Raw genomic sequence first — 26,966 nt, forward strand, 5'->3', positions numbered from 1 at the left:
CCGTCCGGCTTACCGTCACCGGTCTTCGCGTCCGGCTTACCCTCCTCGACCTTCCCGTCCGGCTTACCGTCACCGGTCTTCGCGTCCGGCTTACCCTCCTCGACCTTCCCGTCCGGCTTACCGTCACCGGTCTTCGCGTCCGGCTTACCGTCCTCGACCTTCCCGTCCGGCTTGCCCTCGGGCTTGCCGGTGTCGGTGGGAGGGTTGTCGTAGCCGTTCTGCTTGGGGTCGGCGGTCGACGGGCGGGTGGTGTCGCGGTCGGCGACGCGTTTTTCCAGCACCCCCAGCCGGGCCGTGACGTCCTTGACCATCTTGTCCGCCGCGTCGGCCACCTGGGCCGGGCGGTGGGTGGTCTGGGTCGCCAGGCCGGCGCCGGTCATGATCTGGCCGACGCGCCCTTCGACCCTGCGCAGCTCCTCCGCCGCCCGCTTCGCCTCACCCAGCAGGTCACGGACCAGCTTGGGATCCATGCCGTCGAACTTGCTCATGGGTCACTCCCGGACGTCGCTGCTCCGGGCTTCACCGTAATGTCGAGCCGGCCGCCCGCGCAGCCGGGATAAGCAGACGGTATACGTCACTCGTCGGTGGCGACGTACCCGATGATGCCGCGAAGCTTGCCGACGGGGATCGCGCCCGCTCTGAGGAGGCGGGGGACGGCCGTGGTCAGGTCGAGGATGGTGGACGGCGTGCTGTCGGTGGTCTTGCCGCCGTCGAGGTAGACGGCGACGGACTCGCCGAGCTGCTCCTGGGCCTCCGCGGCCGTGACGGCCGCGGCGGAGCCCGTGCGGTTGGCGCTGGAGACCGCCATCGGGCCCGTCTCCTTGAGCAGGTCGAGCGCGACCGGGTGCAGCGGCATGCGCAGCGCCACGGTGCCCTTGGTGTCGCCCAGATCCCACGACAGCGCCCGGTTGGCCTTGCAGACCAGCGTGAGCGGGCCCGGCCAGAAGGCGTCGATCAGGTCCTGGCCGTAGGGGCCGAGGTCCTCGACCAGCGCGCTGGCGGCTCTGACCGTGCCGACGAGGACGGGCGGCGGCATGTCGCGGCCGCGCCCCTTGGCCTCCAGCAGCGCGGTCACCGCCGCCGGTGTGAAGGCGTCGGCGCCGATGCCGTAGACGGTGTCGGTCGGCAGCACGACGAGCTCGCCGCGGCGGACGGCGGCGGTCGCCTCGACCAGGCCTTCGGCCCGCTGTTCGAGGTCGGTGCAGTCAAAGCTTTTCCCCACGGCGTGCATCCTAGTCCTGGCCGAGCTTGGCGGTGACGAAGCGGTCCCTTCGGGTCAGGTCCTGGCGGAGCCGTACGTCACGCCAGCCGTTGTCCTCCGGGAACGTGAGATATACCGACCTGCCCTGCTCGTCGGCGTGCTCGACCACCACCCAGCCGCCGGCGCGCAGCAGCCGGCGGGCGGTGCGCTCGACCGCGCGCACCTCGCCGAGGCCGTCGTCACCGGTGCCGTAGAGGGCGCGGGCGGGGTCGTAGTCGCGGACCTCGGGGTCGCGCGGGATCGCGCCGGGCGGGATGTAGGGCGGGTTGGAGATGACCAGGTCGACCTTGCCGTTGAGCTCGGGCAGGGCTTCGGCGAGGTCTTCGGGGTGCAGGTGGGTGCGGCCCTGGCCGTGCTCGGTGATGTTGCGCTTGGCCCAGCCGTAGGCGTCGGGGTCGACCTCGACGGCGTGCACCTCGGAGAGCGCGACCTCCTGGGCGATGGACAGCGCGATGGCGCCCGAGCCGGTGCCGAGGTCGACGACGATGGGCGCGGTGACGTCCATGGCGCGCAGCGTATCGATGGCCCAGCCCGCCATGACCTCGGTCTCGGGGCGGGGGACGAAGACGCCGGGCCCGACCGCGAGCTCGAGGTAGCGGAAGTAGGCGTGGCCGGTGATGTGCTGGAGCGGCTCGCGCGCCTCTCGCCTGGCGACGCCTTCCCAGAACAGCGCGTCGAAGTCGGCGTCCTTGACGGTGTGCAGCTCACTCCTGCGCACGCCGTGGACGAATGCCGCGATCTCCTCCGCGTCCGTGCGCGGGGACGGCACACCTGCCTCTGCCAGCCGCGCGGTGGCGAGGGCGATCTCGTCCAGCAGAAATGTCATGAGTGTTGTGCGAGCTTCTCCGCCATTTCGGCGTCGATGAGGGCTTGGGTGACGGCATTGAGCTCACCGTCGAGAACCTGGTCGAGGTTATACGCCTTGAAGCCGACCCGGTGGTCGGAAATACGGTTCTCGGGATAATTGTAAGTGCGTACGCGTTCGGAACGGTCGACGGTGCGCACCTGCGACTTGCGTTCGGCCTGCGCGGCGGCGTCGGCCTGCTCCTGGGCGATGGCCAGCAGCCGGGCGCGCAGGATGCGCATCGCCGACTCCTTGTTCTGCAGCTGGCTCTTCTCGTTCTGGCAGGAGACCACGGTGCCGGTGGGCAGGTGGGTGATGCGGACGGCGGAGTCGGTGGTGTTGACGCTCTGCCCGCCGGGGCCGCTGGAGCGGTAGACGTCGATGCGCAGCTCGTTGGGGTCGATCTGGACCTCGACGTCCTCGGCCTCGGGGTAGACGAACACCCCTGCGGCACTGGTGTGGATGCGGCCCTGCGACTCGGTGACGGGCACCCGCTGCACGCGGTGCACCCCGCCTTCGAACTTGAGCCTGGACCACACGCCGTCGTCGCCCTTGGCCTTGATCGCGACCGCGACGTCCTTGTAGCCGCCCAGGTCGGAGGGCTGACTGTCGATGATCTCGGCTTTCCAGCCGATGCGCTCGGCGTAGCGCAGGTACATGCGCAGCAGGTCACCCGCGAACAGCGCGGACTCCTCACCGCCCTCGCCCGCCTTGATCTCCATGATGATGTCCTTGTCATCATTGGGATCACGCGGGATCAGCAGGTGCTTGAGCCGCTCCTCCAGCCGGGGGATGCGCTTCTTCTCCAGCTCGGCGGCCTCCTCGGCGAACCCCTCGTCCTCACCGGCGAGCTCCTTGGCGGCGGACAGGTCGTCGCGGGCCGCCTCCAGCTCGCGGTAGGTGCCGACGACCGGGGTGAGCTGGGCGTATCGCTTGCCGAGCGTGCGGGCCCTGCCCTGGTCGGCGTGCACGGCGGGATCGGCGAGCTGCGACTCCAGCTCGGAATACTCCTTGAGCAACTCGTCGAGGTTCACCGTGCATCCTTCGTCTTGCGTGTGAGCGGGCCTTTCACCAAGAACGCCGACCCGGCGCACGCTAGGGTGCGTCCGGATCGGCGTCGGTGAAGCTAGTTGCCCGAGGGCTTCTTGCCGAAGCGCTTCTCGAAGCGCGCCACTCGGCCACCGGTGTCCAGGATCTTCTGCTTGCCCGTGTAGAACGGGTGGCAGGCGGAGCACACGTCAGCGTGGATCACGCCGTTCTTGGCGGTGCTGCGGGTGGTGAAGGTGGCGCCGCACGTGCAGGTGACGTGCGTGACGTGATAGTCGGGGTGAATGTCGCGCTTCATGGCTGTCCTTTCGGGTGCGGTCGCCGGGTCGCCAGCTGGTGCGTCAGATGCGCATGGGCGGGAGCCGGAACCGCGAAATCGGTCAGCTACCAGTGTGCCAGATGGTTCAACCACCCAGGGCCACCAGCCATTCCCCCGGTGTTTATGGCGACGGTCGCGGCGGTCACACTAGGCTCCGCCGCACCAAGCATCACTTTCACCGACTAAGGATCTTTCATCTGATGAAGAGAAGGGTGCGGTCGCTGCTCGCGACCGCCACGGGGGTCGCCGTTCTTTTCGGAGGCTCAGGCCTCACCGCCACCGGCGCGTACGCCTCACAGCACGCGCTGACCACCGCGCAGGACTCGGGGCCGGACTTCATGGGGGATGTCTCGGCCAATGCGTACGTTCCGGTCCAGGGCGAGGCCGGAGCCGGTGTGACGCTCAAGCTCCGGGACCCGATGACCGTCAGGAAGGTCACCGGCGTGATCGCGGCGCCGGGGAAGCCCGCCCGGCCGGTCACGTTCGACTTCAAGCGCGAGGCCGTCGTCACCGGGAAGTGGACGATCGGCGAGCACGACCCGGCCGGCCGCTGGAAGCTGACGGTCAGCGTCGTCCGCCAGACCACCCGGACCAACGACTTCACCGTCAGGGTGGCCGGCAAGCAGCGCATCACCTCCGCCTCCGTCGACCCCGACCCCGTCCCGCTGGTCAGGGGCAAGGACGTGAAGGTCTCGGTCGAGACCACGGTCGAGGGCTCCGGCATGGTGTCGGCCAAGCTCGTCAGCGACAGGGGCGGCCAGTACTACGACCTGGGGAACCTGGCCCTGGAGCCCGGCGGCTACCACCGGGGCACGGCCTACTTCGGCGACGACAGCACCGCCGGCGCGTGGACACTGGAGATCTACGCCACGCGCGGCGGGGAGGTCCTCAAGGGGGTGGCGCCCTTCACCGTGCGGGCGGCCGCCCAGGGCGTCTCGGGGAAGACTCGGGCCAGGGTCACGATCGGCGCGGCCAAGAAGGTGAAGAAGGGCAGGTATTTCCGGGTGTACGGCAAGGCCTACCGGGGCGCCGAGCCGTACGTGAGCAAGAGACTGAAAGTCCACTTCAAGGCCAAGGGCACCAGGACGTACAAGCTCGTCGCCTTTGCCAGGACGAACCGGTCCGGCAAGTACACCAAGTCCTTCAAGGCCGGCACCGACGGCTACTTCCGCGTCACGTCGCCGGGCACGCGGAGCACCCGAGCGGCCCTGTCACCGCAGCGTCTGGTGGACGTGCGGTAGAACGGCCCGGAACGCGAGGAAGCGGCGGGGGTTCTCCCCCGCCGCTTCGTCACGAGACGCGCGCTAGTCGCGGTCGTTGCTCACGGTCGTCTTCTGGACCTGGAGGAGGAACTCCGCATTGGAGGAGGTCTCCTTCATCTTCTCCAGAAGCAGCTCCAGAGCCTGCTGCATGTCCAGCGCGTGCAGCACGCGGCGGAGCTTCCAGACGATCTGGAGCTCGTCCTTGGCCATGAGGATCTCTTCCTTACGGGTGCCGGACGCGTCGACGTCCACCGCGGGGAAGATCCGCTTGTCGGCCAGGGAGCGGTTGAGCTTGAGCTCCATGTTGCCGGTGCCCTTGAACTCCTCGAAGATGACCTCGTCCATCTTCGACCCGGTCTCGACCAGGGCCGTGGCGAGGATCGTCAGCGAGCCGCCGTTCTCGATGTTGCGGGCGGCGCCGAAGAAGCGCTTGGGCGGGTAGAGGGCCGTGGAGTCGACACCACCGGACAGGATGCGCCCGGACGCCGGGGCGGCCAGGTTGTAGGCGCGGCCCAGACGGGTGATCGAGTCGAGCAGCACGACCACGTCGTGTCCCAGCTCCACCAGGCGCTTGGCGCGCTCGATGGCGAGCTCGGCGACGGTGGTGTGGTCCTCGGCGGGACGGTCGAAGGTCGAGTGGATGACCTCGCCCTTGACCGAGCGCTGCATGTCGGTGACCTCTTCAGGCCGCTCGTCCACGAGCACGACCATGAGGTGGCACTCGGGGTTGTTGCGGGTGATCGCGTTGGCGATCGACTGCAGCACCATCGTCTTACCGGCCTTGGGCGGCGAGACGATGAGACCGCGCTGGCCCTTGCCGATCGGGGAGACGAGGTCGATGATCCGCGTGGTGAGGATGTTCGGCTCGGTCTCCAGGCGCAGGCGGTCCTGCGGGTAGAGAGGCGTCAGCTTGTTGAAGTCCGGCCGGTTACGGGCCTGCTCCGGGTCCATGCCGTTGACGGTGTCGAGGCGGACCAGGGCGTTGAACTTCTCGCGCCGCTCGCCGTCGCGCGGCTGACGGACGGCGCCGGTGATGACGTCACCCTTGCGCAGACCGTTGCGGCGGATCTGGGCGAGCGAGACGTAAACGTCGTTGCTGCCCGGAAGGTAACCGCTCGTCCTGACGAAGGCGTAGTTGTCGAGGATGTCGAGGATGCCGGCGATCGGGATGAGCACGTCGTCGTCGCCGATCACGGGCTCGCTGCTGTCGAAGCGCTCGCGGCCGCGGCCACGGTTGCGCTCCCTGAAGCGGCCCCGGCGCCCGCGTCCGCCCCGCTCGTCGTCGTCGCCGCCACCGCGCGGGTCGTTGCCACGACCGCCGGAGTCGGCAGCGCGCTCGCGCTGGTCGGAACGCCCGTCACGGCCACCGTCACGGCCGCCGTCGCGACCGCTGTCACGGCCACCGTCACGACCGCCGTCACGACCACTGTCGCGGCCGCCGTCACGGATGTCACGGCTGTCACGGGTGTCACGTCCGTCGCGCCCACCGTCACGGGAGCTGTCGCGGCTCTCGCCACGGGTCTCACCGCGGTCGCCGGCGCGGTCGTTGCCGCCACGCTCGCCGCGGTCACGGCGCTCGCCACGGCCGCGACGCTCACGGCGGCTCTCGCCACGGTCGCCACGCGAGTCACCCTGCGGGGTCTCGGTGGACTGCGTGGGCTGAGCGGCCTGCGGGGCCTGCTCGACGACCGGCTCGGCCGGAGCCACGACGGGCTCGGCGGCCGTGACCACCGGCTCGGCGGCGGCCTGCGCGACCGGCTCTTCCACGGTCTTGGTGCGGGAACGTTCCCGACGGGTGCGGGTGGGCCGCTCCGCGGCGGGAGCCGCGTCGGCGGCGACAGGCGCCTCGGTCGCGGTTGCCGTGGCGGGCGCGCCGTCCCCGGTGCCGCCACCCTGCTTCTCCTGGATGGCCGCGATGAGCTGGCTCTTCCGCATGCGCCCGGTCCCGCTGATGCCCAGTTCGGCGGCCATCTTCTGCAGCTCGGGCAGCACCTTGGCGGACAGGCCGGTGCCGGAGCGACGCGCACGCGGCTTGGCCGCGGCACGGGTGGGGGTGTCGCCGGTCGCAGCAGGTGTGCCTGGTGCGTCGGAGAGGAGTTCGGTGGTGTCGCTCAACTAAAAGGTCCTTCCCAGGGGTCGGGCGCCGGATTCATTCGCCGGGCGTCCCGGATGTGCTTGCGATCCGGCGGGACAGACCGAACCGGGGTGCACTTTTGCGATCTTCGGCCGCCGCTGGGGACGGTCGCCACTCTTGGCAAGGGGCTCGTCCAGGCCGCCACAGGACGGTGACGAGTGGATGACAACCCCTAAGATTGCTGCCGCCAGCCAGATGTCGAGGTGATTCGAACGCGTAGATCCCCGTCGTCGCCGCCTCACGTTGGGCCAACCGGGTGTGGGCCAACCGGAGGCAACGGATTCCGGGGAGACAGCCGCGCTGCTCACGCCTCGCGACGTGAAGCATGATGCAGCGATGTACGGCTGACAAGCACGCGCACCCAACAAGGGGGCATCTGGTGCGGCTATCAGCCTAACATCACCAGCGCACACGGCTATTCCCTGAAGGTCTAAAGAGGCATCAGCGTGTCTCGGGAACCTGAACGTTCGCACCAACTGGGTCGACGTCCATTAGCTGGATGTGCCAGTCATTACCCACTTCTGGCGCGATCAAATCCTGCGAATCCGATGTTGAAAACGCAAGGATCGTGGGACCCGCTCCCGAAACGACCGCGGGCACGCCCACTGCACGCAGACGTTCTACCAGATCCGCGCTCTCGCGCATGGCAGGCGCGCGGTAGTCCTGATGGAGACGGTCCTCCGTGGCGGCGAGCAGCAACGCCCGCTCAGGCCGCTGGGTCAGCGCGGCGATCAGCAACGCGGCCCTGCCGGCATTGAAGGCGGCGTCCTTGTGGGGCACATCCTTCGGCAACAGCTCCCGGGCGGTCTCCGTGGCCAGCCGCGTCGCCGGAACGATCACTACGGGCCGGATGCTCGCATCGGGTACCAGTTTCACCATACGTGGTGTGCCGCCGTGCTGCGTCCAGGCGATCGTCAGCCCGCCGGCCAGGCAGGGAGCGACGTTGTCCGGGTGCCCTTCCATCTCGTCGGCCAGCGCGAACACCTCATCGTCGGTCAGGTCGCCGTCATGCGCCAGGGCCCGCGCCGCGAGGATCCCCGCGCAGATGGCCGCGGACGAGCTGCCCAGCCCGCGAGCGTGCGGAATCCTGTTATGGCACCGCAACCGAATCCCGCCAGGCTGCGGCGTCCGCATCCGGTCGAAGGCCCGGCGCATCGCCTTGACGACGAGATGCCCTTCACCGGTGTCGAGCTCCCCGGCCCCCTCGCCCTCCACGACGACCTCCACGCCGCCGCTGTCGGCGATCGAGACGTCGATGTCGTCGTAGAGGCTCAACGCCAGCCCCAGGGCGTCGTACCCCGGCCCCAGATTGGCCGACGTCGCCGGCACGCGGATGTGAACGGTCGTCATTCCTGAGCCTTTCTCGCCATTGTCCGCGTCATTCCTCTATGAAGCTGCGGTCAATTTCTCTGTGGGCGTACATGAACCCACCCATCTCGTACGGCATCCGTACACGCGAGAAGGACCATCACGTAAGCCACGCACGCGCCGAGAGGGCGGCAGCCGCCCGCATGGTCAGGCGAGGTTGAGAGCCGCGGCGGCCGCGTGCACGTCGATGGGGATCGTGACCGGAGCGGGAGCGCCGGAGATGGCCCAGTCGGGGTCCTTGAGCCCGTTGCCCGTGACCGTGCAGACGATCCGCCGGCCGGGGGCGACGAGGCCGTCGGCGTGCGCCTGGAGCAGGCCGGCGACGCTGGCCGCCGAGGCGAGCTCGACGAAGACGCCCTCTTCCTGGGCCAGCAGCTTGTAGGCGGCGGCTATCTGACGGTCGGTGACGGCCTTGATGACGCCGCCGGACTCGTCGCGGGCCGCCGTGGCGAGCTGCCAGGAGGCGGGGTTGCCGATGCGGATGGCGGTGGCGATGGTGTGCGGGTGGGTGACCGGCGCGCCGTCGACGATGGGGGCAGCGCCGCTGGCCTGGAAGCCGAACATGCGGGGGCGCTTGGTGGAGACGCCGTCGGTGGCGTATTCCTGGTAGCCCATCCAGTAGGCGGAGATGTTGCCGGCGTTGCCCACCGGGATGCAGTGGATGTCGGGGGCGTCGCCGAGCGTGTCCACGATCTCGAAGGCCGCGGTCTTCTGGCCCTGCAGCCGGAACGGGTTGACGGAGTTGACCAGCGCGATCGGGTAGCTCGACGAGAGCTTGCGGGTCATCTCCAGGCAGTCGTCGAAGGAGCCCTCGACCTGCAGGAGCGTGGCGCCGTGGACGAGGGCCTGGGCCAGCTTGCCCATGGCGATCTTGCCTCGGGGCACCAGGACGGCGCAGGTGAGGCCGGCGCGCACGGCGTAGGCGGCGGCCGAGGCGGAGGTGTTGCCGGTGGAGGCGCAGATGACCGCCTTGGCGCCCTCCTCGACGGCCTTGCTGATGGCCATCGTCATGCCGCGGTCCTTGAAACTGCCCGTCGGGTTGGCGCCTTCGACCTTGAGGAAGACGTCGCATCCGGTGAGGGCGGAGACGCGGTGCGCGGGCACCAGCGGGGTGCCGCCTTCGAGCAGCGTGACGACGGGCGTCTTCGGGGTGACCGGAAGCCGATCGCGGTACTCCTCGATGAGGCCACGCCAGGACCTGCTCATTGATGTCTCCCTACCTGCGCTGTTGGGCACCGAGTGTACGGGGTCGGCAGGGTGGACGCGGAGCCGAGTCCAGTGCGTGGACAGAGCCCTCAAGAACGTCATTATTCAGGAAAATCTCAGCATCTCTCGCTAGGGTTCGTCGCAGGGGGTCTCACGATGAACGCGCGTCCTGCTATGCCGCAGAACGACTATTCCGCTCTGGTTCCACCGGAGCTCGGCGCCTGGTCGCCCACCCTGTCCGTGAGCGTGGTCATTCCCGCGCACGGCGGGCCGCACCTGGATCTGACACTGGCGGCGCTCGCCGCGCAGACGTACCCGGGCCATCTCATGGAGGTCCTGGTCGTGGACGACGGCAGCGAGCCGCCCATCCGCCTGCCGGAGCTGCGGCCGGACAACATCCGGATCGTCCGGCCGGAGACCGGCTGGGGCATCTCCAACGCCGTCAACACCGGCGTGAAGGCCGCCGACGGCGAGATCATCCAACGGCTCGACGCCGACATGGTGGCCTGCCGCGAGCACATCGAGGCGATGGCCCGCTGGCACCACGTGACCGACTATCTGGTCACCATCGGGATGAAGAAGTTCGTCGAGACGCCGCCGCTCACGCCCGGCGAGGTCTACCGGGCCCGCCACCTGGGCGAGGTGTTCGACCTGGCCCACGCCCCGGGGAGCTCCACCGAGGCGACGATCGCCAAGACCGACGGCCTGCGCAAGAGCCGCAATCCCTACCACGTGTGCACAGGGCCCACCATCGCCCTGCCGAGAGAGATCTTCCACGCCGTCGGCGGCCTGGACCCGGGCGTGACCCGCGGCGGCGACACCGAGTTCGCCTACCGGCTGGCCATGCACGGCGTGGTGTTCGTGCCGGAGCTGGAGGCCCAGGCCGTCCACCTGGGGCTGCCCGCCCAGCATCGCGACCGGGAACGCGCCGTACGGGCCGTCGAGCCGCACCTCGCGCAGCGCATCCCGCTCCGCCGCGACCTGCGCAAGGACCGGGGCCGCCACTGGCTGGTCCCGTACGTCGAGATCGTGCTGGACATCGCCGACACCCCCGAGTCGGTGGTGCGGCAGGCGGTGTCCGCGGCGCTCGACGGCAAGCTGCAGGACGTGGTCGTGACCCTGGTCGCGCCCTGGTCGCTGCTGCGCGACGGGCGGCGCTCGGTGCTGGAGGACCCCTGGTTCGACCTGCGGGTGCTGCGGGAGGTCTTCGCGCACGACGAGCGGATCAGGCTCATCGACGAGGCCTCGCCGACGCCCGCGCCCACGCCGTTCCGCTATCGGGGACCGGTGGACGTGCCACTGCACCGGGCGACGCTGGAGCGCATGATCGAGACGGTGCAGAAGGACCTGACGGGCGTGCTGATCGTGGACCTGCCCGACGGCCGCACCGCCCGCCTGGAGCGAACCTCCGCGCTGGCCCGCGCGGAGCTGCTCGCCGACCTCGGCGACGACCTGGACGACATCATCGAGACCACCCATGGCGTACGGCATGTGCCCCCGGACCGCTACTGGCCGAAGCCGGCGCCGCCACAGGCGCCGGCCGTGACGGCCCCCGCCCCGGAGCCGTTCGCCGCCACCGCGCCGGCGGACACCGGCGAGCGCACCCTGCTCGGCCGCCTCAAGTCCGCGCTCCGCCCCAACTGACCACCAGCCGGGCTCCGCGCCTGAGGCCCAGCTCGTGCCTGAGGCCGGACCCCGTGCCTCAGGGCTCGTGCCTGAGGCCGGGCTCGTGCAGGGTGGGCTATCTGCCGGTCTTCCTGCCCAGGGCGCGCCTGACCGTGGCCGCCATGACGGTCCGCAGGCTGTCCTGGGCGCGCTGGGCGGCGGCCAGCTCGCGGCGCAGCTCGGAGACCTCCTTGCGGAGGGCGCCGATGTCGCGCCGGTACTCGACGGCGTCCTTGCGCCAGGTGCCCGCTTCCTCGCGCCACTTGACGACCTGGGCCCGCAGCCGCTCGTTCTCCCCGGTCAGCCGCTCGACGTCGGCCTCGGCCTTGATCCTGGCGTTGTAGGCGCCGCGTCGGCCGAGCGGCTTGGCGGGCTCGCTGGTGAAGCCGTAGGTCTCGCCGTCGACCCAGGTGACGGAGGAGACGTCGTCGACGACGTCGTCCAGGTTCTCCTGCGGCCCGGCGACGATCCGGGCCCGGGCGAAGGCGGCCGGACGCTCCAGGCGGGCGGCCACCACGCCGGCGGGCGACTCGTCGAGCAGCACGTTGATCAGGCCGTGCTGTCCGGTGCGCGCCAGGTCGAGCAGGCTCGCCACGGAGTCCTCGCCGGGGGCCCAGCCGGGCGGCAGGCGCAGCACGTACGGGACGGCCAGGTCGACCTCGCCGGTGGTGGCGAACCGCACCCGGCTCTCGTGCTCGAAATGGCCGTGCACCAGGACCAGTTCGAGGTTGGGATCCTTCAGCGGGGCACGCCGGTCCTGGTCGAGCCCCTCCCACGGGCCGACGATGACCACGCGCAGGTCGTGCTGCGTGCCCGCCAGCAGAGCGTCGACGGTGGCGCGCACGCTCTCGTAGCCGACGGTGCCGTCCACCACGGCCTCGACGTACGGGATCTTCCACTGGCGGCCGGGATGGGAGCGCAGCCAGCGGTAGAGGGGGATCCGGTCACCCACGAACGCGAAGCTGACCCGGTCGATGCGCTCCTTGTGCCGCATCCGCATGGTCGGGCCGAGATGGTAGGCGAGGGCCCGCGGCTCGGGTACGAAGACCGCGCCGGCCTGGCCCAGCCGGTAGCCCATCTCGGTGTCCTGACCGAGGATCAGCTCCTCGTCCATCGGCCCCGCGAGCTCGAACAGCCGGGCGTTGACCGAGGTCGCGCCGCCCACGTGCAGGCTGAAGGGGCGCGGGGTGCGCTTGGTCAGCCCGTCGGTGCGCTCCAGCAGGTCGATGATCCAGCGGTGCGGCTCGGCGGGCTCGAAGTAGGACTCCAGGTCGTCCGGCAGCTCGGCGGGCAGCGGCGCCTCGCTGAAGCGCATGAACCCGCCGACGACGAGGTAGGGGGCGGCGTGATGCCAGCGCATGTGGGCCTCGACGGCGCCTGGGGTGAGCACCACGTCGGAGTCGAGCCAGTGGATGACGTCGCCGGCGGCCTCGGCCAGCCCGGCGTTGCGGGCGCTGGGCCGACCGGGCCTCTCGCAGCGGATCAGCCGGGCGCCCGGCGGGCGGGTGCCGGGCAGCCGCAGCGGTGGCGTGCTGCCGTTGTCGACGACGATGACCTCGGTCAGCTCCGCCGGATAGGTCTGCCTGGCGAGCGCGGCCAGCACCAGGTCGAGCTTGTCCTGACCGCCGAAGGCCGGCACGATCACGCTGACGCGCAGCTCCGGGGTGAACCGCTCGGGCGGGTCGAGGACGCGATAGTCGTTGCCGCGCACCCTCATGCTGTCTCCAGCAGTCTCGGCCCCGTGCGGGCCCCCGTGCTCGGTCCGGTGCTGGACATCGTGCTCGCATTCATGCTCGGCTTCATGCTCGACTCCGTCAGCAGATCGGGCTCCATGAGCAGGCTCGGGCGAAAGCCGTGCCACTGGTTGGTGGCGACTTTGAGGAAGTGCGCGAGCGGGAGCTGCCAGGTGTGCTGGTCGCTCAGCCCACGGCGCAACATGTATCCCAGGCCGTGGGTGCGGTAGATGCGGGCTCCGGCCTCGCTCGCGGCCTTGAGGAATTCACGGTCCACCGCCTTAGGAAGCCCCGGAAATCCCCCAATATCGCGAAATTTCGCCACCGGCACCATGATCGTGCCGCCCGCGATGTGATCGGCCCACACCTCGCTCGGATAGGCCGCCCCGGACGCGAACGTCGTACGCCTGATCGTGGTGCGCAACGGCTCCAGGTAGAAGAACTCCCCGGAGGCCCCCACCACGTCGGCGCCCGAGTAATCGGCCGCCATGAGCAGGTCGGCCAGGTGGTCCGGGCCGTACCAGTCGTCGTCGTCCCACTTGGCGAGGTAGTCGCCGCCGGCCAGGGCCGCCGCCTGGTTGAGCACCTCACCGAACGGTGTCCCGGCCTCGGCCTCGATCCAGCGCAGCGGCAGCGGGCACGCCTCGGCGGCCTGCCGCACCTCGTCGTAGGCGACTCCGTGCAGGCCGAGGATCACCTCCACCTCCACCCCGCGCTGCCGCGCCATCTGGGCGAGCGCGCCGGCGACGAAGCCAGGCCGCTTGGTCGCCATGACCACGCTGACCTTGGCGATCGTGGCCGGCTGCGCGGCCAGACGACGCAGCCGTACGCTGTGCTCCTCGCGCCGCAGGTCGGCCAGGCTGCGTACGGTGTCGTCAGCGGTGTCGTCAGCGGCGTGGTCCAGCCAGCTCCGGTCGGTGAGCAGGGCGGCCAGGTCGGTGGGAACCCACGGCGGCGCGTGCGCCGCCGTCAGCGGCACCCCGGCGGCGGCCAGCCGCGCGAGCCCGTCGAGCGCGACCTCGACCCCGGCCCACTCGGCGTCGAACCCGGCCCCCGTCACAGGCGACCCGGTGTCGGGCGCGGGCCAGTCGATGTCGAGGCCGCGCAGGGTGTGCAGCACTTCGGGGTCGAGCGCCTGACCGTCGACGGCCCAGGCGTCCTCGTGCCAGTGCAGGCGGGCCAGCCCCTGCTCCGGCGTGCGCAGGAAACCGGCTGGACTGAAGGTCATGCGCGCTGCTCCTTGACCTGCGGGACTTGATCGGCGCCTACCCTACGCCGTTTGCCGAATGTCCGCAGAAAGCCCCAGCCTTCACGGTTCAAGCCAGGGATGGATGCGATTCCCATCAGTAGATGGGCCCGGCTTGGGGCGGAGCGGCCAGGAGCGTGCGGACCACGGGCCGTCGCGTTGGTCAACGTTGCTGCTCGATGTATGCCTCGTCGGTATTCGCCTGGCGTGGTCATGGAGTAGCCGCTAACCTGTTCGAGTTCGCAGAAAGTGTGCGAATGATTGCAGTGTGTAGGAGGTGGTGTTCGGTGAAGCTGCGCTACAGCTACCGGGTTTATCCGGACGCTGGGCAGCGCAATGCGCTGGCTCGGGCGTTCGGGTGCGCTCGTGTGGTGTTCAACGTTGCTTTGCGCGCCCGGCAAGACGCCTACCGAGCTGGGCAGCCGTTCCTCCCCGACGCGGTGCTGTCCGCGAGGCTCACCGAGGCGAAGAAGACCCCCGAGCGGGCGTGGCTGGGCGAAGTATCGGCGGTGGTGCTCCAGCAGTCCCTCGCGGACCTTTCGACCGCGTACCGCAACTTCTTCACCTCCGTGTCCGGCGAACGGCCCGGCCCGAAGCTGGGGCCGCCCCGGTTCAAGTCCCGCAAAGACCACCGCCAAACGATCCGGTTCACCAAGAACGCCCGGTTCAAGGTCACCGACCGGGGTCTGGTCCTGCCGAAAATCGGAGAGGTCGAAGTTCGCTGGTCGCGCGCCATGCCGTCCGATCCAGGCTCGGTCACGATCATCAAGGATGCGGCCGGGCGTTATTTCGCGTCGTTCGTCGTGGAGAGCATCGGCATCCCGCTTCCACAGACCGAGGATGAGAGCAGCATCGATGTGGGGTTGACCGCGTATGCGGTCCTGCCCGACGGCACGAAAATCGACAATCCGCGCTGGTTGCGCCGCCGGGAGCGCAAACTGGGGAAACTCCAGCGCGAGCACGCGAAGAAGGAGAAGGGGTCCGCGAACCGGGCCAAGGCCCGGCTCAAGGTCGCCCGCCAGCACGCCAAGGTCGCTGACGCCCGCCGAGACTTCCACCATCAGCTGTCCACCGCGTTGATCCGCGACAACCAAGCGATCTACGTGGAGGACCTGTCGGTGGGAGCCCTCGCCAAGGGGATGCTGGCCAAGAGCGTCAACGACGCCGGATGGGGCGCTTTCCTCGCGATGCTGGAATACAAAGCCCAGCGGTACGGGCGGACGGTCATAAAGATCGACCGCTGGTTTCCGTCCTCCCAGCTGTGCCCGTGCTGCGGCTGGAAGGTCGGGAAGCTCCCCCTGGGCGTCCGCGAATGGGACTGCCGGTCCTGCGGTGAGCACCACGACCGCGACGTCGCGGCAGCGCTCAACATCCTCGCCGAGGGTATCCGCCTTCGGCAGACGCACCAGGTGGCCGCCGGGCCGGCGGACACCCGAAACGACTGCGGAGAGAGCACAAGACCAGCACGGGCACCGTCTCGTGGGGCAGCCCTCGAAACCCTCACCGCGCAAGCGGCATAGGACAGAACCAGTAACCTCCCGCAGCGATGCGGGAGAATCCCCGTCATTCATGGCAGGGAGAGGTCAATCGTCGCCCTCCACCCGCATGACGCTCGCCACCGCCCGGACCACGTCCAGCTCGCGCAGGTCCTCCATGGTGGCCGTCAGGTCGGCGTCCGTGGCGCGGTGGGTGACGATGACGAGCTGGGCGTCGTCGCCGTGGCCCTCCTGCCGGACCGTCTGGATGGACACGTCGTGCTTGGCGAACAGCTCGGCCACCGTGGCCAGGACGCCGGGCTTGTCGGCCACGTCCAGCGCCACGTGGCACCGGGTGACCGTCTCGCCGATCGGGTGCACCCGGAGGGAGGCGTAGGTGGACTCCTCCGCGCCTCGGGTGCCGGCCAGGCGGTTGCGCGCCACGGCCACCAGGTCGCCGAGGACGGCCGAGGCCGTGGGCGCGCCGCCCGCGCCCTTGCCGTAGAACATGAGCTGCCCGGCCGACTCGGCCTCCACGAAGACCGCGTTGTAGGCCTCCCTGACCCCGGCCAGCGGGTGGGTCCTGGGGATCATGGCGGGATGGACGCGGACGCCGACCGAGCGGCCGTCGTCGGAGCGGGCGCAGATGGCCAGCAGCTTGATGACGTAGCCCATCGCCTTGGCGGAGGCGACGTCGGTGGCGGTGATCTCGGTGATGCCCTCGCGGTGCACCTGCGCGGCCGTGACCCGGCTGTGGAAGGCGTGCCCGGCCAGGATGGCCGCCTTGGCCGCCGCGTCGAAGCCCTCGATGTCGGCGGTGGGGTCGGCTTCGGCGTAGCCGAGGGTCTGGGCCTCCTCCAGGGCGTCGGTGAACGACGCGCCGGTGGAGTCCATCTTGTCCAGGATGTAGTTGGTGGTGCCGTTGACGATGCCGAGGACCCGGTTGACGTGGTCGCCGGCCAGGGACTCGCGCAACGGGCGCAGCAGCGGGATGGCGCCGGCGACGCTGGCCTCGAAGTAGAGGTCGCCGCGGCCGGCGCGGGCGGCCTCGTGCAGGGTGGCGCCGTCCTCGCCGAGCAGCGCCTTGTTGGCGGTCACGACGGACTTGCCCCTGGACAGGGCGGCGGTGATCAGGGACCGGGCGGGCTCGATGCCGCCGATGACCTCGATGACGATGTCGATGTCGTCGCGCGTGACCAGCGACTCGGCGTCGGTGGTGAGCAGGGCGGGGTCGACCTCGACGTCCCGCTTGCGGCCCAGGCGGCGGACGGCCACGCCGGCCAGCTCCACGGGGGCGCCGATGCGCGCGGCCAGGTCGGCGCTCTGCTCGTGAATGAGCCGGATGACCTGGGAGCCGACGACTCCACAGCCCAGGAGGGCCACCCTCAACGGTTTGCTCACAGTTGCCCTCTCAACAGGTCGTCCTCGGTCTCGCCCTGCACGATCACGCGGGCCTTGCCGCCGGAGACGGCGACCACGGCGGGCCTGGGCAGGTAGTTGTAGTTGCTGGCCAGCGACCGGCAGTAGGCGCCGGTCGCGGCGACCGCGATCAGGTCGCCGGGAGCCAGGTCGGCGGGCAGGTAGCAGTCGCGCACCACCATGTCGCCGCTCTCGCAGTGCTTGCCGACGACGCGGCTGAGCATCGGCGGGGCGGTGCTCTCGCGGCTGGCCAGCACCGCGGTGTACTCGGCGCCGTACAGGGCGGTGCGGACGTTGTCGCTCATGCCGCCGTCGATGCTGACGTAGGTGCGCAGCCCCTCGACGTCCTTGACGGTGCCGACCTCGTAGAGGGTGATGCCGCCGGGGCCGACGATGGTGCGGCCGGGCTCGACGGTCAGGCGGGGCACGGGCAGGCCGGCGTCGGTGCAGACCTTGCGCACGATCTCGCGCAGCCCGTCGGCGACGAGCTTGATGTCGGGGGCCTCGTCCTCGTCGACGTAGGCGATGCCGTAGCCGCCGCCGAGGTCGAGCTCGGGGAGCACGACGCCGTGCTCCTCCTTGATCTGCACCAGCAGGGAGGCCAGGCGGCGGGCGGCCACCTCGAACCCGGCGGTGTCGACGATCTGCGAGCCGATGTGCGAGTGGAGGCCGACGAGCTCCAGCGTGGGCAGCGCGAGGATGCGGCGCACGGCCTCGGCGGCGGCGCCGCTGTTGAGCGACAGGCCGAACTTCTGGTCGTCGTGCGCCGTGGCGATGAACTCGTGGGTGTGCGCCTCGACGCCGGTGGTCACCCGGACCATCACCTTGGGCCGCTTGCCGAGCCGCTCGGCGAGGTAGCCCAGGCGGGCGATCTCCTCGTAGGAGTCGACCACGATGTGCCCGACGCCGGCCTCCAGCGCCCTGGTGAGCTCGGCGGCGGACTTGTTGTTGCCGTGCAGGGTGATGCGCTCGGCGGGGAAGCCCACGCTGAGCGCGACGGCCAGCTCGCCGCCGCTGGCGACGTCGACGCCGAGGCCCTCGTCCTGGAGCCAGCGGACGATCTCCTTGCACAGGAACGCCTTGCCGGCGTAGTGCACCTCGGACCCGGCGAAGGCGGTGGCGTAGTCGCGCATGCGGGACCGTACGTCGTCCTCGTCGAGCACGTAGAGCGGGGTGCCGTACTCACGGGCCAGCTCGCGGACGTCGAGCCCGCCGACCGTGAGCGTGCCATCGACCCGGCTCGACGTTCGCGGCCAGATCGCGGGGTTGATCCGGTTGAGGTCGGCGGGCGCCAGCGGGGGGCGCTCGTGGGGCGGCGTCTCAGCGTGACGGTCCCCGGCAGGATGGGCGAATCGACTCACCCGAACGAGGCTATCCGAACCACCGTTCGCCCCGGACAGCCTGCCCACGTATCGAGACGCGATCACCGTACCTGAGCGGATTTTTTACGCTTTTTCGCCGTTTGACCGGATATTTTGTTTACCCTCACAACCGATCCGGTCCCATCAGCACATCCTGTACGGCCTGCGCCAGCCGCACCCTCGCCCCGTGCACCGCACCGGGCGGCTCGTCCCCGATCGGCGTCGCCGGGGCGTGCTCGTGCGCGTCATGATAGGCCAGCGCCAGCCGCACCAGGTAAGTCTCCCAGCCCGGATCCCGGCTCGCCAGCCGCCCCGGCAGCTCCGCCAGCACCCGCAGCACGGCCCGGTCGTGCGGGTCGTCGAGCAGCTCGGGCCTGAAGCCGCCGACGGGCACCCCGAGCTCCCGCGCCCACCGGCGCGCCGCCGCCGCGCGGGCATGCCCGTAGCGGACCACGAAACCGGGGTTGTCCCAGGTCCGGGGGAAGTCCGGCCAGCCGGGATCCGGCAGGCCGAGCGGCTCGACCTCCTCCACCAGCGCGCCCGGCACCGCCACCACGATCCGCAGGAACCCGTTGGGCCGCACCTCCACCCCGGCGACGCCGGGCAGCGACCGGACCCGCCCGGCCAGCTCGGCGGGCGGGATCCGCCGCCGCAGCGCGGCAGCCGACACGTACGCGGCCTCGGCCGCCCACGTGCCCTCCGGCTCCGGCGGCTCGCCGAGCACCCCGGCCAGCCGCCCCGGCGTCACGGCGTCAGATGAGCGCGTGCGGCTCGGCGGAGCCGTACTCGACCAGGTGGGCGGCGCCGAGCAGCCAGCGGTCCTCGTCGCGGACCCGCACGTAGCCGAACCGGTCGGCGGAGAACACCTTGACGCCGTCCTGGCGGCACTGGCGCATCAGCACCTCGTCCCAGCCGTCGGTCAGGTCGGCGAAGCCCACCTCGCGCAGGGCGTTGCGCCGCGCGAGCAGCGTGGCCCCGGCGATCTCCGGCAGGTAGGCGTACTCGGCGTCCGGCTGCTTGAGCAGCGTGGCCTGCGGCTTGCGCAGGTGGGCGTAGAAGGCGGCCTTGCCGACGATGTCGGCGGTGCTGAAGAGGAAGGCGCGGCGCAGGTCGGTGAGGTAGTGGCCGCCGTAGACGTCGCGCGGGTCCATGACCGCGACCAGGTCGGCCTCGCACAGGTCGAGCCCGTGGCCGAGCATGGCGCCGACGGTCAGATCGGGGCGCAGGCGGCGGAAGACCACGTCGGCGTCCGGCAGCATGTCGCGGGCGCGCTGCTCGGCCTCGTCAGGGCCGATGACGATCGCCTGGACCACCCCGCTCTGCCGGGCGAGCTGGGCCAGTGCGTGCTCCATGCGGGTGGCGTCGGGGATGACGAGCAGCACCGAGACGTCCAGCGTGGCGCGGGCGCTGGGCAGGCCGACCGCCTCCAGCATGGTGTCGATCCGGTCCGTCATCGTGCCGCCGCTGTAGGCGCGGCGCAGGGCCACATGGGCCCGGCGGGTGTCGGGGTCGTCGCCGATCGGGGTGCCGCAGGCGGCGAGCTCGGTCAGCCGCCACTGCGGGGTGCCGGGCGGGCAGTCGACCGCGGCGGGCCAGCGGTAGGAGGTGAGCACGTCGGGATAGCTCAGGTGACCGGGCAGCAGCTGGTCGAGGGTGAGCACCCGGTCGATGCGGCCGCCCGCCAGGGGCAGCGGGTTGTGCACGCGCGGCTGGACGCCGAACTGCAGGCGGGGCCAGCCGACGGTCAGATCGGTGGTGAAGCGGTGCTCGAACAGCTCGGCCGCGGCGGCGTAGTCGGAGACGTCGCCCTGCGTGTGCCAGAACACGGTGCGGATGCCCCGCTCGGCGCACCAGGCCAGCAGCGCCCTGAGCCCCTGCCCCGGCTCGCCGCGCAGCTCCCCGGCCCACGGCCCCTGGCTCACGGACTCCACTACGAGCAGGTGCGGCACCTCCTGGGGCAGCACCCTGGCGAAGTCACGCGGGGTGAAGCCGGTGCTCTGCCGCCACTCGTAGCGCAGCAGCGCCTCGACGTGGGGGTCGGCGATCACCGCCGCGGTGATGTGCGGGCGGGTGTTGGGGCCTGTGGGGACGCGGTACGGCTTGAGCTTGAACGAGGCCCCGCCGAGCGTCCTGGTGGACGTGGTGGCCTGGAAGGCGGCGCCGGGGCGCTCGTCCTTGCCCTGGCCGGCGCCGGCGACCGGCTTGCGCTTGGGCGCGATGGGCCGTTTGACCGGCCTGGTGGCGCCCTTGAGCCCCTTGGCCAGGCGCATCGGGTTGTTCTTGCCGCTCTTGATGGCGTCGCCGAGGCGGTTCCAGCGGGCCACCTTGATCGAGGAGAGCTTCCAGTTGGCCACCTCCGCCTGGTAGCGCTGCTCGGCGAGCTCCTTGCGGAGTTTGTCCACCGCGGTGCGTTCGTCCTCCAGCCGCTCCTCGGCCTCGGTCAGCTTCTCGGCGAGCTCCCTGGCCTCTCCTGCCCGGCTCTCCGCCTCCGCCAGCCTGCTCTGGGCGGCGGCCAGCAACCGGGCCAGCTCGGCGGCGTGCTCTGCCTGTGCGACAGCATCCCGCAACGCCCTGCGCGTGCTTTCCAGCTCGATGGACACGTGGACCTCCGTCTCTCAGCCCGGCAAAGGATACTCTTTTGCGGGAAGCGGCTCGAAGGGATGACATCCGGTGCAGTTCAACGTGCGGCCCTATGTCTGCGGCGCTCTGGGCCGGATCGACGGCGCCCTGCTCGGCAAGCTGTCCGCCGCCGGGCCCCGGGTCAGGCCCGCGCTCCAGACGGCCGAGGCGGCGCTGTTCAGCTCCACGCCGCTGCCGCCCTATCAACGGGCCGGTGAGGCGTTCGCGTTCTCCTGGGGCGAGCGCAGGCCCGCCCTGGAGCGGAGCGAGCTCGTCGACGACTGGATGTCGGTCGCGGAGACGTACGAGACTCCCGGCCTGATCGGCGACGGCTCGCGCGTCACGCTGCACGCGGGCGCGCTGGGGCTGGTCGACGTCTATTACGTACGGCTCGGCGAGGCGGTCTACTTCTCCTCCCTGATCCAGCCGCTGATCTCGCTGGTCCCGGTCTCGATCGACTGGTCGGCCTGGGCGTCGATCCTCCAGGTGACCTTCCCGCTGGGCGAGGCCACCCCCTACGCGGACATCAGCCGGCTGCCCGGCTCCGGGGCGCTGGTGTGGGACCAGGGCAGGCTGGCCACCGAGCGCCGGCTGCCGCGCTGGCTGCGGCGCGAGCCCTACGAGGCGTGGACCAGCGCGGGCGAGATCGTCGAGCTGCTGCACGAGGTCTACAAGGACTACGACGGCCGCAAGCTGCTCGTGCCGATCAGCGGCGGCTACGACTCGCGGCTGCTGGGCAGCGTGGCCAAGGCGCGCGGGTTCGACGTGGAGTCGTGGACGACGAGCCCCGACGACGGCAACGACACCGACATCGCGTTCGCCCGCTCGATCACCCGCGAGCTGGGCATCCCGCACCGGGTGATCATGCAGGACGCCGCCGACTACCCGGAGGACGCGCGGGAGGTGGCGCGCAGGCTCGAATACCTGACGCCGCACCACGCGTGGTACGCCCCCTTCGCCAAGCAGGTGCACCAGGCCGGCCGGGTGCTGGTCGACGGGCTGGCGGGCGGCCCGCTGCTGAAGAACTTCATGGTCAGCGGGGCCGCGCTGGAGGCGACCACGCAGGCCGAGCGGTCGGCCGCGGTGCTGGGCTCGCTGAGCCTCGGCGCGCCGACGCAGCCGATGCTGTCCAAGGCCGCCGCGCAGTGGATGGCCGAGACGGTGCAGGAGCAGTTCGCCGCCGCCACCTCGATGCTGCACGGCCACCGGGCGGAGCTGCCGCTGTCGGTGCTGCACACCCGGACCGTGCGGGGCATCGCGCGCTCGGCGGTCAACCTGGTGGGGCCGGAGTCGTCGTTCGCCGCGCCGTTCATCCATCCGGACTTCTTCGACGCCGCGCTCTCGGTGGGCGTGACCCGCAAGGACAAGGGCCGTTTCTACCGCGAGGTGCTGCAGGCGGCCAACCCGCGGGTGGCGGCGCTGCCGTCGACGAACGTGATCAAGCAGCCGCTCCGGCGCGTTCCGCTGCGCTCCACGGCCGCTCCCGCGCGCGCCTACTCGCACCAGATGCTCGGCGTGGTCGCCACCCGGGTGCCCGGCCTGCTCTCGGACGAGCTGCACGAGGTGATCGCGGGCGGGCCCGACGCGCTGACCCGGTTCAGCGGCTGGAACGACCGGTTCTGGGTGCGGGGGCTGGTCCTTTTCGGTCTCTGGCTCAGCGACTACGAAACCGACCTGGGTGACCTGTCTGCCCCCTTCTAGTTACAGGGAGAAGAACGGTCGGTAACATCACGATTACACAGAGATCTCTTGGGTATTACAGCTCGCACAGCACAAGCGGGTTCCGGAAAGCCAACGGGCTGGTAGTGTTCGGCCCGTAAGCGCCGCACAAGCGGGCACCGGATCACAAATCCGGTCCTGTCAAGGGCATGGGTTCGCAGGGATGACGACCCCACGCGGCGCGGTCACCAGATAACAACGCCGGGGAAACCGGTGACTTCGTCCTGCCCACATCTCCTTCTGTGAGCGACATTATGATCAACGCATCCCCATCACCGGAGCCGGTCGCCGAGACCTTCATCTCGGAGGACCCCTCCTGGTACAAGCGGGCGGTGTTTTACGAGGTTCTCGTCCGGGGGTTCAAGGACTCCAACGGAGACGGCACCGGAGACCTGCGCGGTCTCATCGACCAGCTCGGCTATCTCGAGTGGCTGGGAGTCGACTGCCTGTGGCTCCTGCCGCTCTATGAGTCGCCGCTGCGCGATGGCGGCTACGACATTTCCGACTACATGAAGATCCTCCCGGACTTCGGAGACTTGGGGGACTTTGTCCAGCTGATCGAGGCCGCGCACGAGCGTGGCCTGCGCATCATCACCGACCTGGTGATGAACCACACCAGCGACCGTCATCCCTGGTTCCAGGCATCCCGGCACGACCCCGAGGGGCCGTACGGCGACTTCTACGTCTGGGCGGACGAACCGACCGCCTACGGCGACGCGCCGATCATCTTCATCGGCGCCGAGGAGTCCAACTGGACCTACGACCCGGTCCGCAAGCAGTACTACTGGCACCGCTTCTTCCACCACCAGCCGGACCTCAACTACGACAACCCGGCCGTGCAGGAGGCCATGCTGGAGGTCCTGCGCTTCTGGCTCGACCTCGGCATCGACGGTTTCCGCCTGGACGCCGTCCCCTACCTGTTCGAGCGGGAGGGCACCGCGTGCTCCGGCCTGCCGGAGACGCACGCGTACCTGAAGAAGGTGCGCGCCGAGGTGGACCGCCTGTACCCGGACCGGGTGCTGTTGGCCGAGGCCAACGGCTGGCCGGAGGACGTCACCGAGTACTTCGGCGATCCGACCACCGGTGGCGACGAGTGCCACATGGCCTTCCACTTCCCGCTGATGCCGCGCATCTACATGGCGGTCAGGAAGGAGACGCGCGAGCCGATCTCCGAGATCATGTCGCGCACTCCGAAGCTTCCCGACAGCGCCCAGTGGGGCATCTTCCTGCGCAACCACGACGAGCTCACGCTCGAGACGGTGACGGAGGAAGAGCGCGACTACATGCACAACGAGTACGCCAAGGATCCGCGCATGCGGGCCTACCTCGGCATCCGCCGTCGGCTGGCGCCGCTGCTGGACAACGACAGGGACCGCATCGAGCTGTTCACGGCCCTGTTGCTGAGCCTGCCGGGCTCGCCGGTCATGTACTACGGCGACGAGATCGGCATGGGCGACAACATCTGGCTGGAGGACCGTGACTCGGTGCGCACGCCGATGCAGTGGAGTCCGGACCGTAACGCCGGCTTCTCCACCGCCGACCCGGGGCGCCTCTACCTGCCCGCCGTGATGGACCCGATCTACGGGTTCCAGGCGGTCAACGTGGAGTCGCAGCAGCGGAATGAGGGCTCACTGCTCCATTTCACCCGCAAGATGCTGCAGATCCGCCGCAACCACCCGGTCTTCGGCGTCGGCGCCTACACCGAGATGTGGTCCTCCAACCCGAGCGTGCTCACCTACGTCCGCGAGGACGGCGACGACGTGATGCTCTGCGTCAACAACCTGTCGAAGTTCCCCCAGCCGGTGGAGCTCGATCTGCGCAGGTTCGAGGGCATGACGCCGATCGAGGCGCGCGGCGGGGTGCACTTCCCCGAGGTGGGGCCGCGGCCCTACCTGCTCACGCTGCCGGGCCACGGCTTCTACTGGTTCGCGCTCAAGCGTGAGGGCGGCGTCAACGTGCCGTGACGGGCACCTGGGCACGGGCCGCCCGGCGGGCCGGGATGAGCGCGACGGCGAGGGCCGTGCCCACGGCGACCAGCACGGCGATCGACAGTGAGAGACCAGAGGGTGGGCGGCCGATTCCGGCCCCCACCCCACTGGTGTGTCCCTGCAGGTCGATCAGCCAGGTCACGACCGACGCGCCGGCCGCCGTCCCCACGGCGACGCCCAGCACCACCAGCAGGCCGGTGCCGGTCACCAGGGTGGCCATGACCTGCCGCGGCGTCAGCCCCATCGCCTTGAGCACGGCCAGGTCGAAGGCGTGGTCGCGGAGTCCGAGCGCGCTGGCGGTGAGCAGGTTGGCCAGCCCGATCAGGGCGAGCACCGCGATCAGCGCCACGATGAGCACCCGGATGATCGCCAGCCGGTCGGCCGGGTTGACCACCGCCTGCACGTCCAGCCCCTCGCTCGACTGGGCGAGCAACCTGGCCGCCACCTCGCCCCGGTCCGCGCCGGGCCGCAGCGCCAGCGCGTAGAACTCGGGCGGCACCGAGTCCTTCGGCGCCAGGCTGTCCAGCCCCACCGACAGCACCTCGCCGTCCTGGTCCGGCTCGATGGCCCGGCCCACGATCCGCACGATCAGCGGCGAGCCGCCCACGGTGAGCCGCACCCGGTCGCCGATCCCCACGCCCAGCAGGTCGAGCAGCCCCTGACCGGCGACCGCCTCCCCCGGCTCGCCGTACATGCGGCCCTCGACGACAGGGAAGGGGTACGGGTCCGCCGAGCCGCCGATGGCCCGCACCCGCACCGAGCGGCCCTCACCGGCCGCCAGGGCGTTCACGTCGGTGCCCGGATAGACGGCCAGCACATCCTCGTCCGCCTTGACCAGGCGCTCGGCCTCGGCCGCTTCGAGCTTGCCCGGTCCGACGTGCAGGGCGGCGTGCTGGCCCACCTGCTCGGGGTGGTCGGCGAAGTTGTCCAGCGTGGCCCACACGCCCAGCCCGATGGTGATCATCATCATCGGCACGGCGAGCCCGAACGCGGTCAGGAACGCGGGCACCCGCCTGGTGAAGGCGTCCCGGCTGCCCAGGACGAGCGCGGGCGGAAGCCGTACCAGCAGAGCGAGCTTGGCCAGGCGGGACAGGTGGCCGCGCAGCGGCTGCGCGGGGGCGGCCGGGATGGGCGGGGTGCGACCGCCGCGCCAGGCCGGCAGGCCGACGGCGGCGAGCACCACCAGCGCGGTGCCCGCGACGATGGCCAGCACCGGCATCGGCGCGACGGAGGTCGCGCCGAGCAGCGCCACCGCGAACCCCCAGCCGGCCAGCGTGCCGAGCGCGAGGCCGAGCAGGCCGAGCGCGCCGTGCTCGACCACGAGCAGCAGGGCGACCTGCGCCGCGGTGAAGCCCATGGACTTGAGCGTGGCCAGGTCGCGGAGCTGACCGAGCACCCGGCCGCCGGCCGCGTTGGCCAGCGCGAGCGCGGCGGCCACCAGGCCGACCATGCCGAACAGCGCCAGCAGCGTGCCGAGCAGCCGGTTGTCGAGCTCCATCGCGGCCCGGACCTCGCGCCAGGTGTAGAGACGCTGGACCTGGTCGTCGAGCGTGACGACGACCCGCTGGGAGACCACCTGGGCGGCGTCGGCGTCGGCCAGCCGCAGCCCGGTCACCCACTCGCTGCGGCCCAGCATCGGCTCGATCCGGTCGAGCGTCTGGGGCAGCACCCAGGCCAGGCCGGGCGTCCACTCCGGGTAGAAGCCCTGCTCGGCGGAGTCGGCGATGCCGCGTACGTACAGCGGGTGGCGTTCGCCGCTGAGCGCGATGATGGCGAGCGGCTCGCCGATCCGCAGGCGCAGCGCGCGGGCGAAGGAGCGCTCGACCACCACGCCGTCGGCCTGCGCGGGGTCCAGCCAGCTGCCCTCGGCCACCACCGGGTGCGCCACCTGAGGCGGGGTGGCGGGCATCGCGCGCAGCGCCGCGGGCTCCTTCTTGCCGTCCCGCACGACCGTGACGGGCGCCGATCGGTAGGGGCCGGCCACCTGGGTGACCCCGTCGAGGCCCCCGGTGCCCGCCACCTGGGCGGAATGGTCCTTGGTGTAGAACCAGACGTGCGCGCCCTCGGTCTGGGCGAACAGGCTGCGCCACGGGTTCGTGCCGTCTTCGAGCAGGGTGACGGCGGTGATCAGAGCGGCCACGATGCCGGCCACGGCGAGCACGGTCAGCGCCGCCTGGCCCCTTCTGGCCCGCAGGTCGGCCCGGATCCAGCGACCGCCCGCTCGTGCTGTGCTGCTCATTCTGCGCTCATCACGGGGCTCATCACGGCGCTCATCACGGGGCTCATCGCAGGGCTCATTA

Annotated in this window: 20 protein-coding genes; 5 read left to right on the forward strand and 15 right to left on the reverse strand. The window is 70.6% G+C overall.

What is annotated here, in order from left to right:
- The 5 genes from ACIBQX_RS30065 to rpmE all read right to left on the reverse strand — a co-directional run.
- On the reverse strand, positions 1–488 hold a 488-nt coding region (locus tag ACIBQX_RS30065), incomplete at its 3' end, for a hypothetical protein (protein WP_397010310.1).
- Between the two features lie 86 nt (positions 489–574).
- A complete protein-coding gene (locus tag ACIBQX_RS30070; protein WP_397010312.1) occupies positions 575–1,231 on the reverse strand; it encodes an L-threonylcarbamoyladenylate synthase in 657 nt (218 codons plus the stop codon).
- 1 nt (position 1,232) lies between these two features.
- Positions 1,233–2,087 carry a peptide chain release factor N(5)-glutamine methyltransferase gene (gene prmC / locus ACIBQX_RS30075; RefSeq protein WP_397010314.1) on the reverse strand — a complete coding sequence of 285 codons (855 nt, stop codon included), beginning with the start codon at positions 2,085–2,087 and terminating at the stop codon, positions 1,233–1,235.
- Positions 2,084–3,139, reverse strand: a complete 1,056-nt coding sequence (prfA, locus tag ACIBQX_RS30080) for a peptide chain release factor 1 (RefSeq protein WP_397010316.1) — start codon at positions 3,137–3,139, stop codon at positions 2,084–2,086. The genes prmC and prfA overlap by 4 nt, the downstream gene beginning before the upstream one ends.
- Positions 3,140–3,231: 92 nt before the next feature.
- Entirely contained in the window at positions 3,232–3,450 is a 219-nt protein-coding gene (rpmE, locus tag ACIBQX_RS30085; RefSeq protein ID WP_397010318.1) for a 50S ribosomal protein L31, read from the reverse strand.
- 221 nt (positions 3,451–3,671) lie between these two features.
- On the opposite strand from rpmE, the gene ACIBQX_RS30090 reads away from it, so the two are divergent.
- On the forward strand, positions 3,672–4,712 hold the full coding sequence (locus ACIBQX_RS30090; RefSeq protein WP_397010320.1) for a hypothetical protein: 1,041 nt from the start codon (positions 3,672–3,674) through the stop codon (positions 4,710–4,712).
- Positions 4,713–4,775: 63 nt separating this feature from the next.
- On the opposite strand, the gene rho is transcribed toward ACIBQX_RS30090, so the two are convergent.
- The 3 genes from rho to thrC form a co-directional block, all read right to left on the reverse strand.
- Positions 4,776–6,848: a transcription termination factor Rho gene (rho, locus tag ACIBQX_RS30095; RefSeq protein ID WP_397010322.1), complete on the reverse strand. Its 2,073-nt coding sequence runs from the start codon at positions 6,846–6,848 to the stop codon at positions 4,776–4,778.
- Between the two features lie 460 nt (positions 6,849–7,308).
- Positions 7,309–8,217, reverse strand: coding sequence for a homoserine kinase (gene thrB, locus ACIBQX_RS30100; protein WP_397010324.1), 909 nt, complete (start codon positions 8,215–8,217; stop codon positions 7,309–7,311).
- A 165-nt stretch (positions 8,218–8,382) separates the two neighbouring features.
- Positions 8,383–9,441 carry a threonine synthase gene (thrC, locus tag ACIBQX_RS30105; RefSeq protein WP_397010326.1) on the reverse strand — a complete coding sequence of 353 codons (1,059 nt, stop codon included), beginning with the start codon at positions 9,439–9,441 and terminating at the stop codon, positions 8,383–8,385.
- Positions 9,442–9,597: 156 nt separating this feature from the next.
- Here thrC and ACIBQX_RS30110 point away from each other — a divergent pair, with 156 nt between their 5' ends.
- Positions 9,598–11,085 (forward strand): glycosyltransferase, encoded by a 1,488-nt coding sequence (locus ACIBQX_RS30110; protein ID WP_397010328.1) that lies wholly within the window; start codon positions 9,598–9,600, stop codon positions 11,083–11,085.
- A 97-nt stretch (positions 11,086–11,182) separates the two neighbouring features.
- Here the strand turns inward: ACIBQX_RS30110 and ACIBQX_RS30115 are convergent, their stop codons facing one another.
- Complete coding sequence (locus tag ACIBQX_RS30115; protein WP_397010330.1) at positions 11,183–12,823, reverse strand: glycosyltransferase; 1,641 nt, start codon at positions 12,821–12,823, stop codon at positions 11,183–11,185.
- A complete protein-coding gene (locus tag ACIBQX_RS30120) occupies positions 12,820–14,067 on the reverse strand; it encodes a glycosyltransferase family 2 protein (RefSeq protein WP_397010332.1) in 1,248 nt (415 codons plus the stop codon). Before ACIBQX_RS30120 ends, ACIBQX_RS30115 begins: the two co-directional genes overlap by 4 nt.
- Before the next feature lie 305 nt (positions 14,068–14,372).
- Here ACIBQX_RS30120 and ACIBQX_RS30125 point away from each other — a divergent pair, with 305 nt between their 5' ends.
- Complete coding sequence (locus tag ACIBQX_RS30125; protein WP_397010334.1) at positions 14,373–15,605, forward strand: RNA-guided endonuclease InsQ/TnpB family protein; 1,233 nt, start codon at positions 14,373–14,375, stop codon at positions 15,603–15,605.
- Positions 15,606–15,668: 63 nt separating this feature from the next.
- On the opposite strand, the gene ACIBQX_RS30130 is transcribed toward ACIBQX_RS30125, so the two are convergent.
- From ACIBQX_RS30130 to ACIBQX_RS30145, 4 genes are all read right to left on the reverse strand, one after another.
- Positions 15,669–16,943, reverse strand: a complete 1,275-nt coding sequence (locus ACIBQX_RS30130) for a homoserine dehydrogenase (RefSeq protein WP_397010738.1) — start codon at positions 16,941–16,943, stop codon at positions 15,669–15,671.
- Between the two features lie 14 nt (positions 16,944–16,957).
- Positions 16,958–18,340, reverse strand: coding sequence for a diaminopimelate decarboxylase (gene lysA, locus ACIBQX_RS30135; RefSeq protein WP_397010336.1), 1,383 nt, complete (start codon positions 18,338–18,340; stop codon positions 16,958–16,960).
- A 124-nt stretch (positions 18,341–18,464) separates the two neighbouring features.
- Complete coding sequence (locus tag ACIBQX_RS30140) at positions 18,465–19,088, reverse strand: anticodon-binding protein (RefSeq protein WP_397010338.1); 624 nt, start codon at positions 19,086–19,088, stop codon at positions 18,465–18,467.
- Between the two features lie 4 nt (positions 19,089–19,092).
- Positions 19,093–20,940, reverse strand: a complete 1,848-nt coding sequence (locus ACIBQX_RS30145; protein WP_397010340.1) for a hypothetical protein — start codon at positions 20,938–20,940, stop codon at positions 19,093–19,095.
- Positions 20,941–21,010: 70 nt separating this feature from the next.
- On the opposite strand from ACIBQX_RS30145, the gene ACIBQX_RS30150 reads away from it, so the two are divergent.
- Positions 21,011–22,660: an asparagine synthetase B family protein gene (locus ACIBQX_RS30150; RefSeq protein ID WP_397010342.1), complete on the forward strand. Its 1,650-nt coding sequence runs from the start codon at positions 21,011–21,013 to the stop codon at positions 22,658–22,660.
- 272 nt (positions 22,661–22,932) lie between these two features.
- On the forward strand, positions 22,933–24,642 hold the full coding sequence (gene treS / locus ACIBQX_RS30155) for a maltose alpha-D-glucosyltransferase (protein WP_397010344.1): 1,710 nt from the start codon (positions 22,933–22,935) through the stop codon (positions 24,640–24,642).
- Here the strand turns inward: treS and ACIBQX_RS30160 are convergent.
- A complete protein-coding gene (locus tag ACIBQX_RS30160) occupies positions 24,629–26,905 on the reverse strand; it encodes an FtsX-like permease family protein (RefSeq protein WP_397010346.1) in 2,277 nt (758 codons plus the stop codon). The genes treS and ACIBQX_RS30160 overlap by 14 nt on opposite strands.
- Positions 26,906–26,966: the final 61 nt, after the last annotated feature.

Origin of the sequence: Nonomuraea sp. NPDC049714, assembly GCF_044465295.1 — a bacterium.
Lineage (GTDB): Bacteria > Actinomycetota > Actinomycetes > Streptosporangiales > Streptosporangiaceae > Nonomuraea.

Bases quoted from the DNA above. Each gene is read 5' to 3' on its own strand.
- ACIBQX_RS30110 (WP_397010328.1), top strand. From the start codon at position 9,598: ATGAACGCGCGTCCTGCTATGCCGCAGAACGACTATTCCGCTCTGGTT.
- ACIBQX_RS30070 (WP_397010312.1), bottom strand. From the start codon at position 1,231: ATGCACGCCGTGGGGAAAAGCTTTGACTGCACCGACCTCGAACAGCGG.
- ACIBQX_RS30120 (WP_397010332.1), bottom strand. From the start codon at position 14,067: ATGACCTTCAGTCCAGCCGGTTTCCTGCGCACGCCGGAGCAGGGGCTG.
- ACIBQX_RS30160 (WP_397010346.1), bottom strand. From the start codon at position 26,905: ATGAGCAGCACAGCACGAGCGGGCGGTCGCTGGATCCGGGCCGACCTG.
- thrC (WP_397010326.1), bottom strand. From the start codon at position 9,441: ATGAGCAGGTCCTGGCGTGGCCTCATCGAGGAGTACCGCGATCGGCTT.
- ACIBQX_RS30090 (WP_397010320.1), top strand. From the start codon at position 3,672: ATGAAGAGAAGGGTGCGGTCGCTGCTCGCGACCGCCACGGGGGTCGCC.
- treS (WP_397010344.1), top strand. From the start codon at position 22,933: ATGATCAACGCATCCCCATCACCGGAGCCGGTCGCCGAGACCTTCATC.
- rpmE (WP_397010318.1), bottom strand. From the start codon at position 3,450: ATGAAGCGCGACATTCACCCCGACTATCACGTCACGCACGTCACCTGC.
- thrB (WP_397010324.1), bottom strand. From the start codon at position 8,217: ATGACGACCGTTCACATCCGCGTGCCGGCGACGTCGGCCAATCTGGGG.
- ACIBQX_RS30115 (WP_397010330.1), bottom strand. From the start codon at position 12,823: ATGAGGGTGCGCGGCAACGACTATCGCGTCCTCGACCCGCCCGAGCGG.
- prmC (WP_397010314.1), bottom strand. From the start codon at position 2,087: ATGACATTTCTGCTGGACGAGATCGCCCTCGCCACCGCGCGGCTGGCA.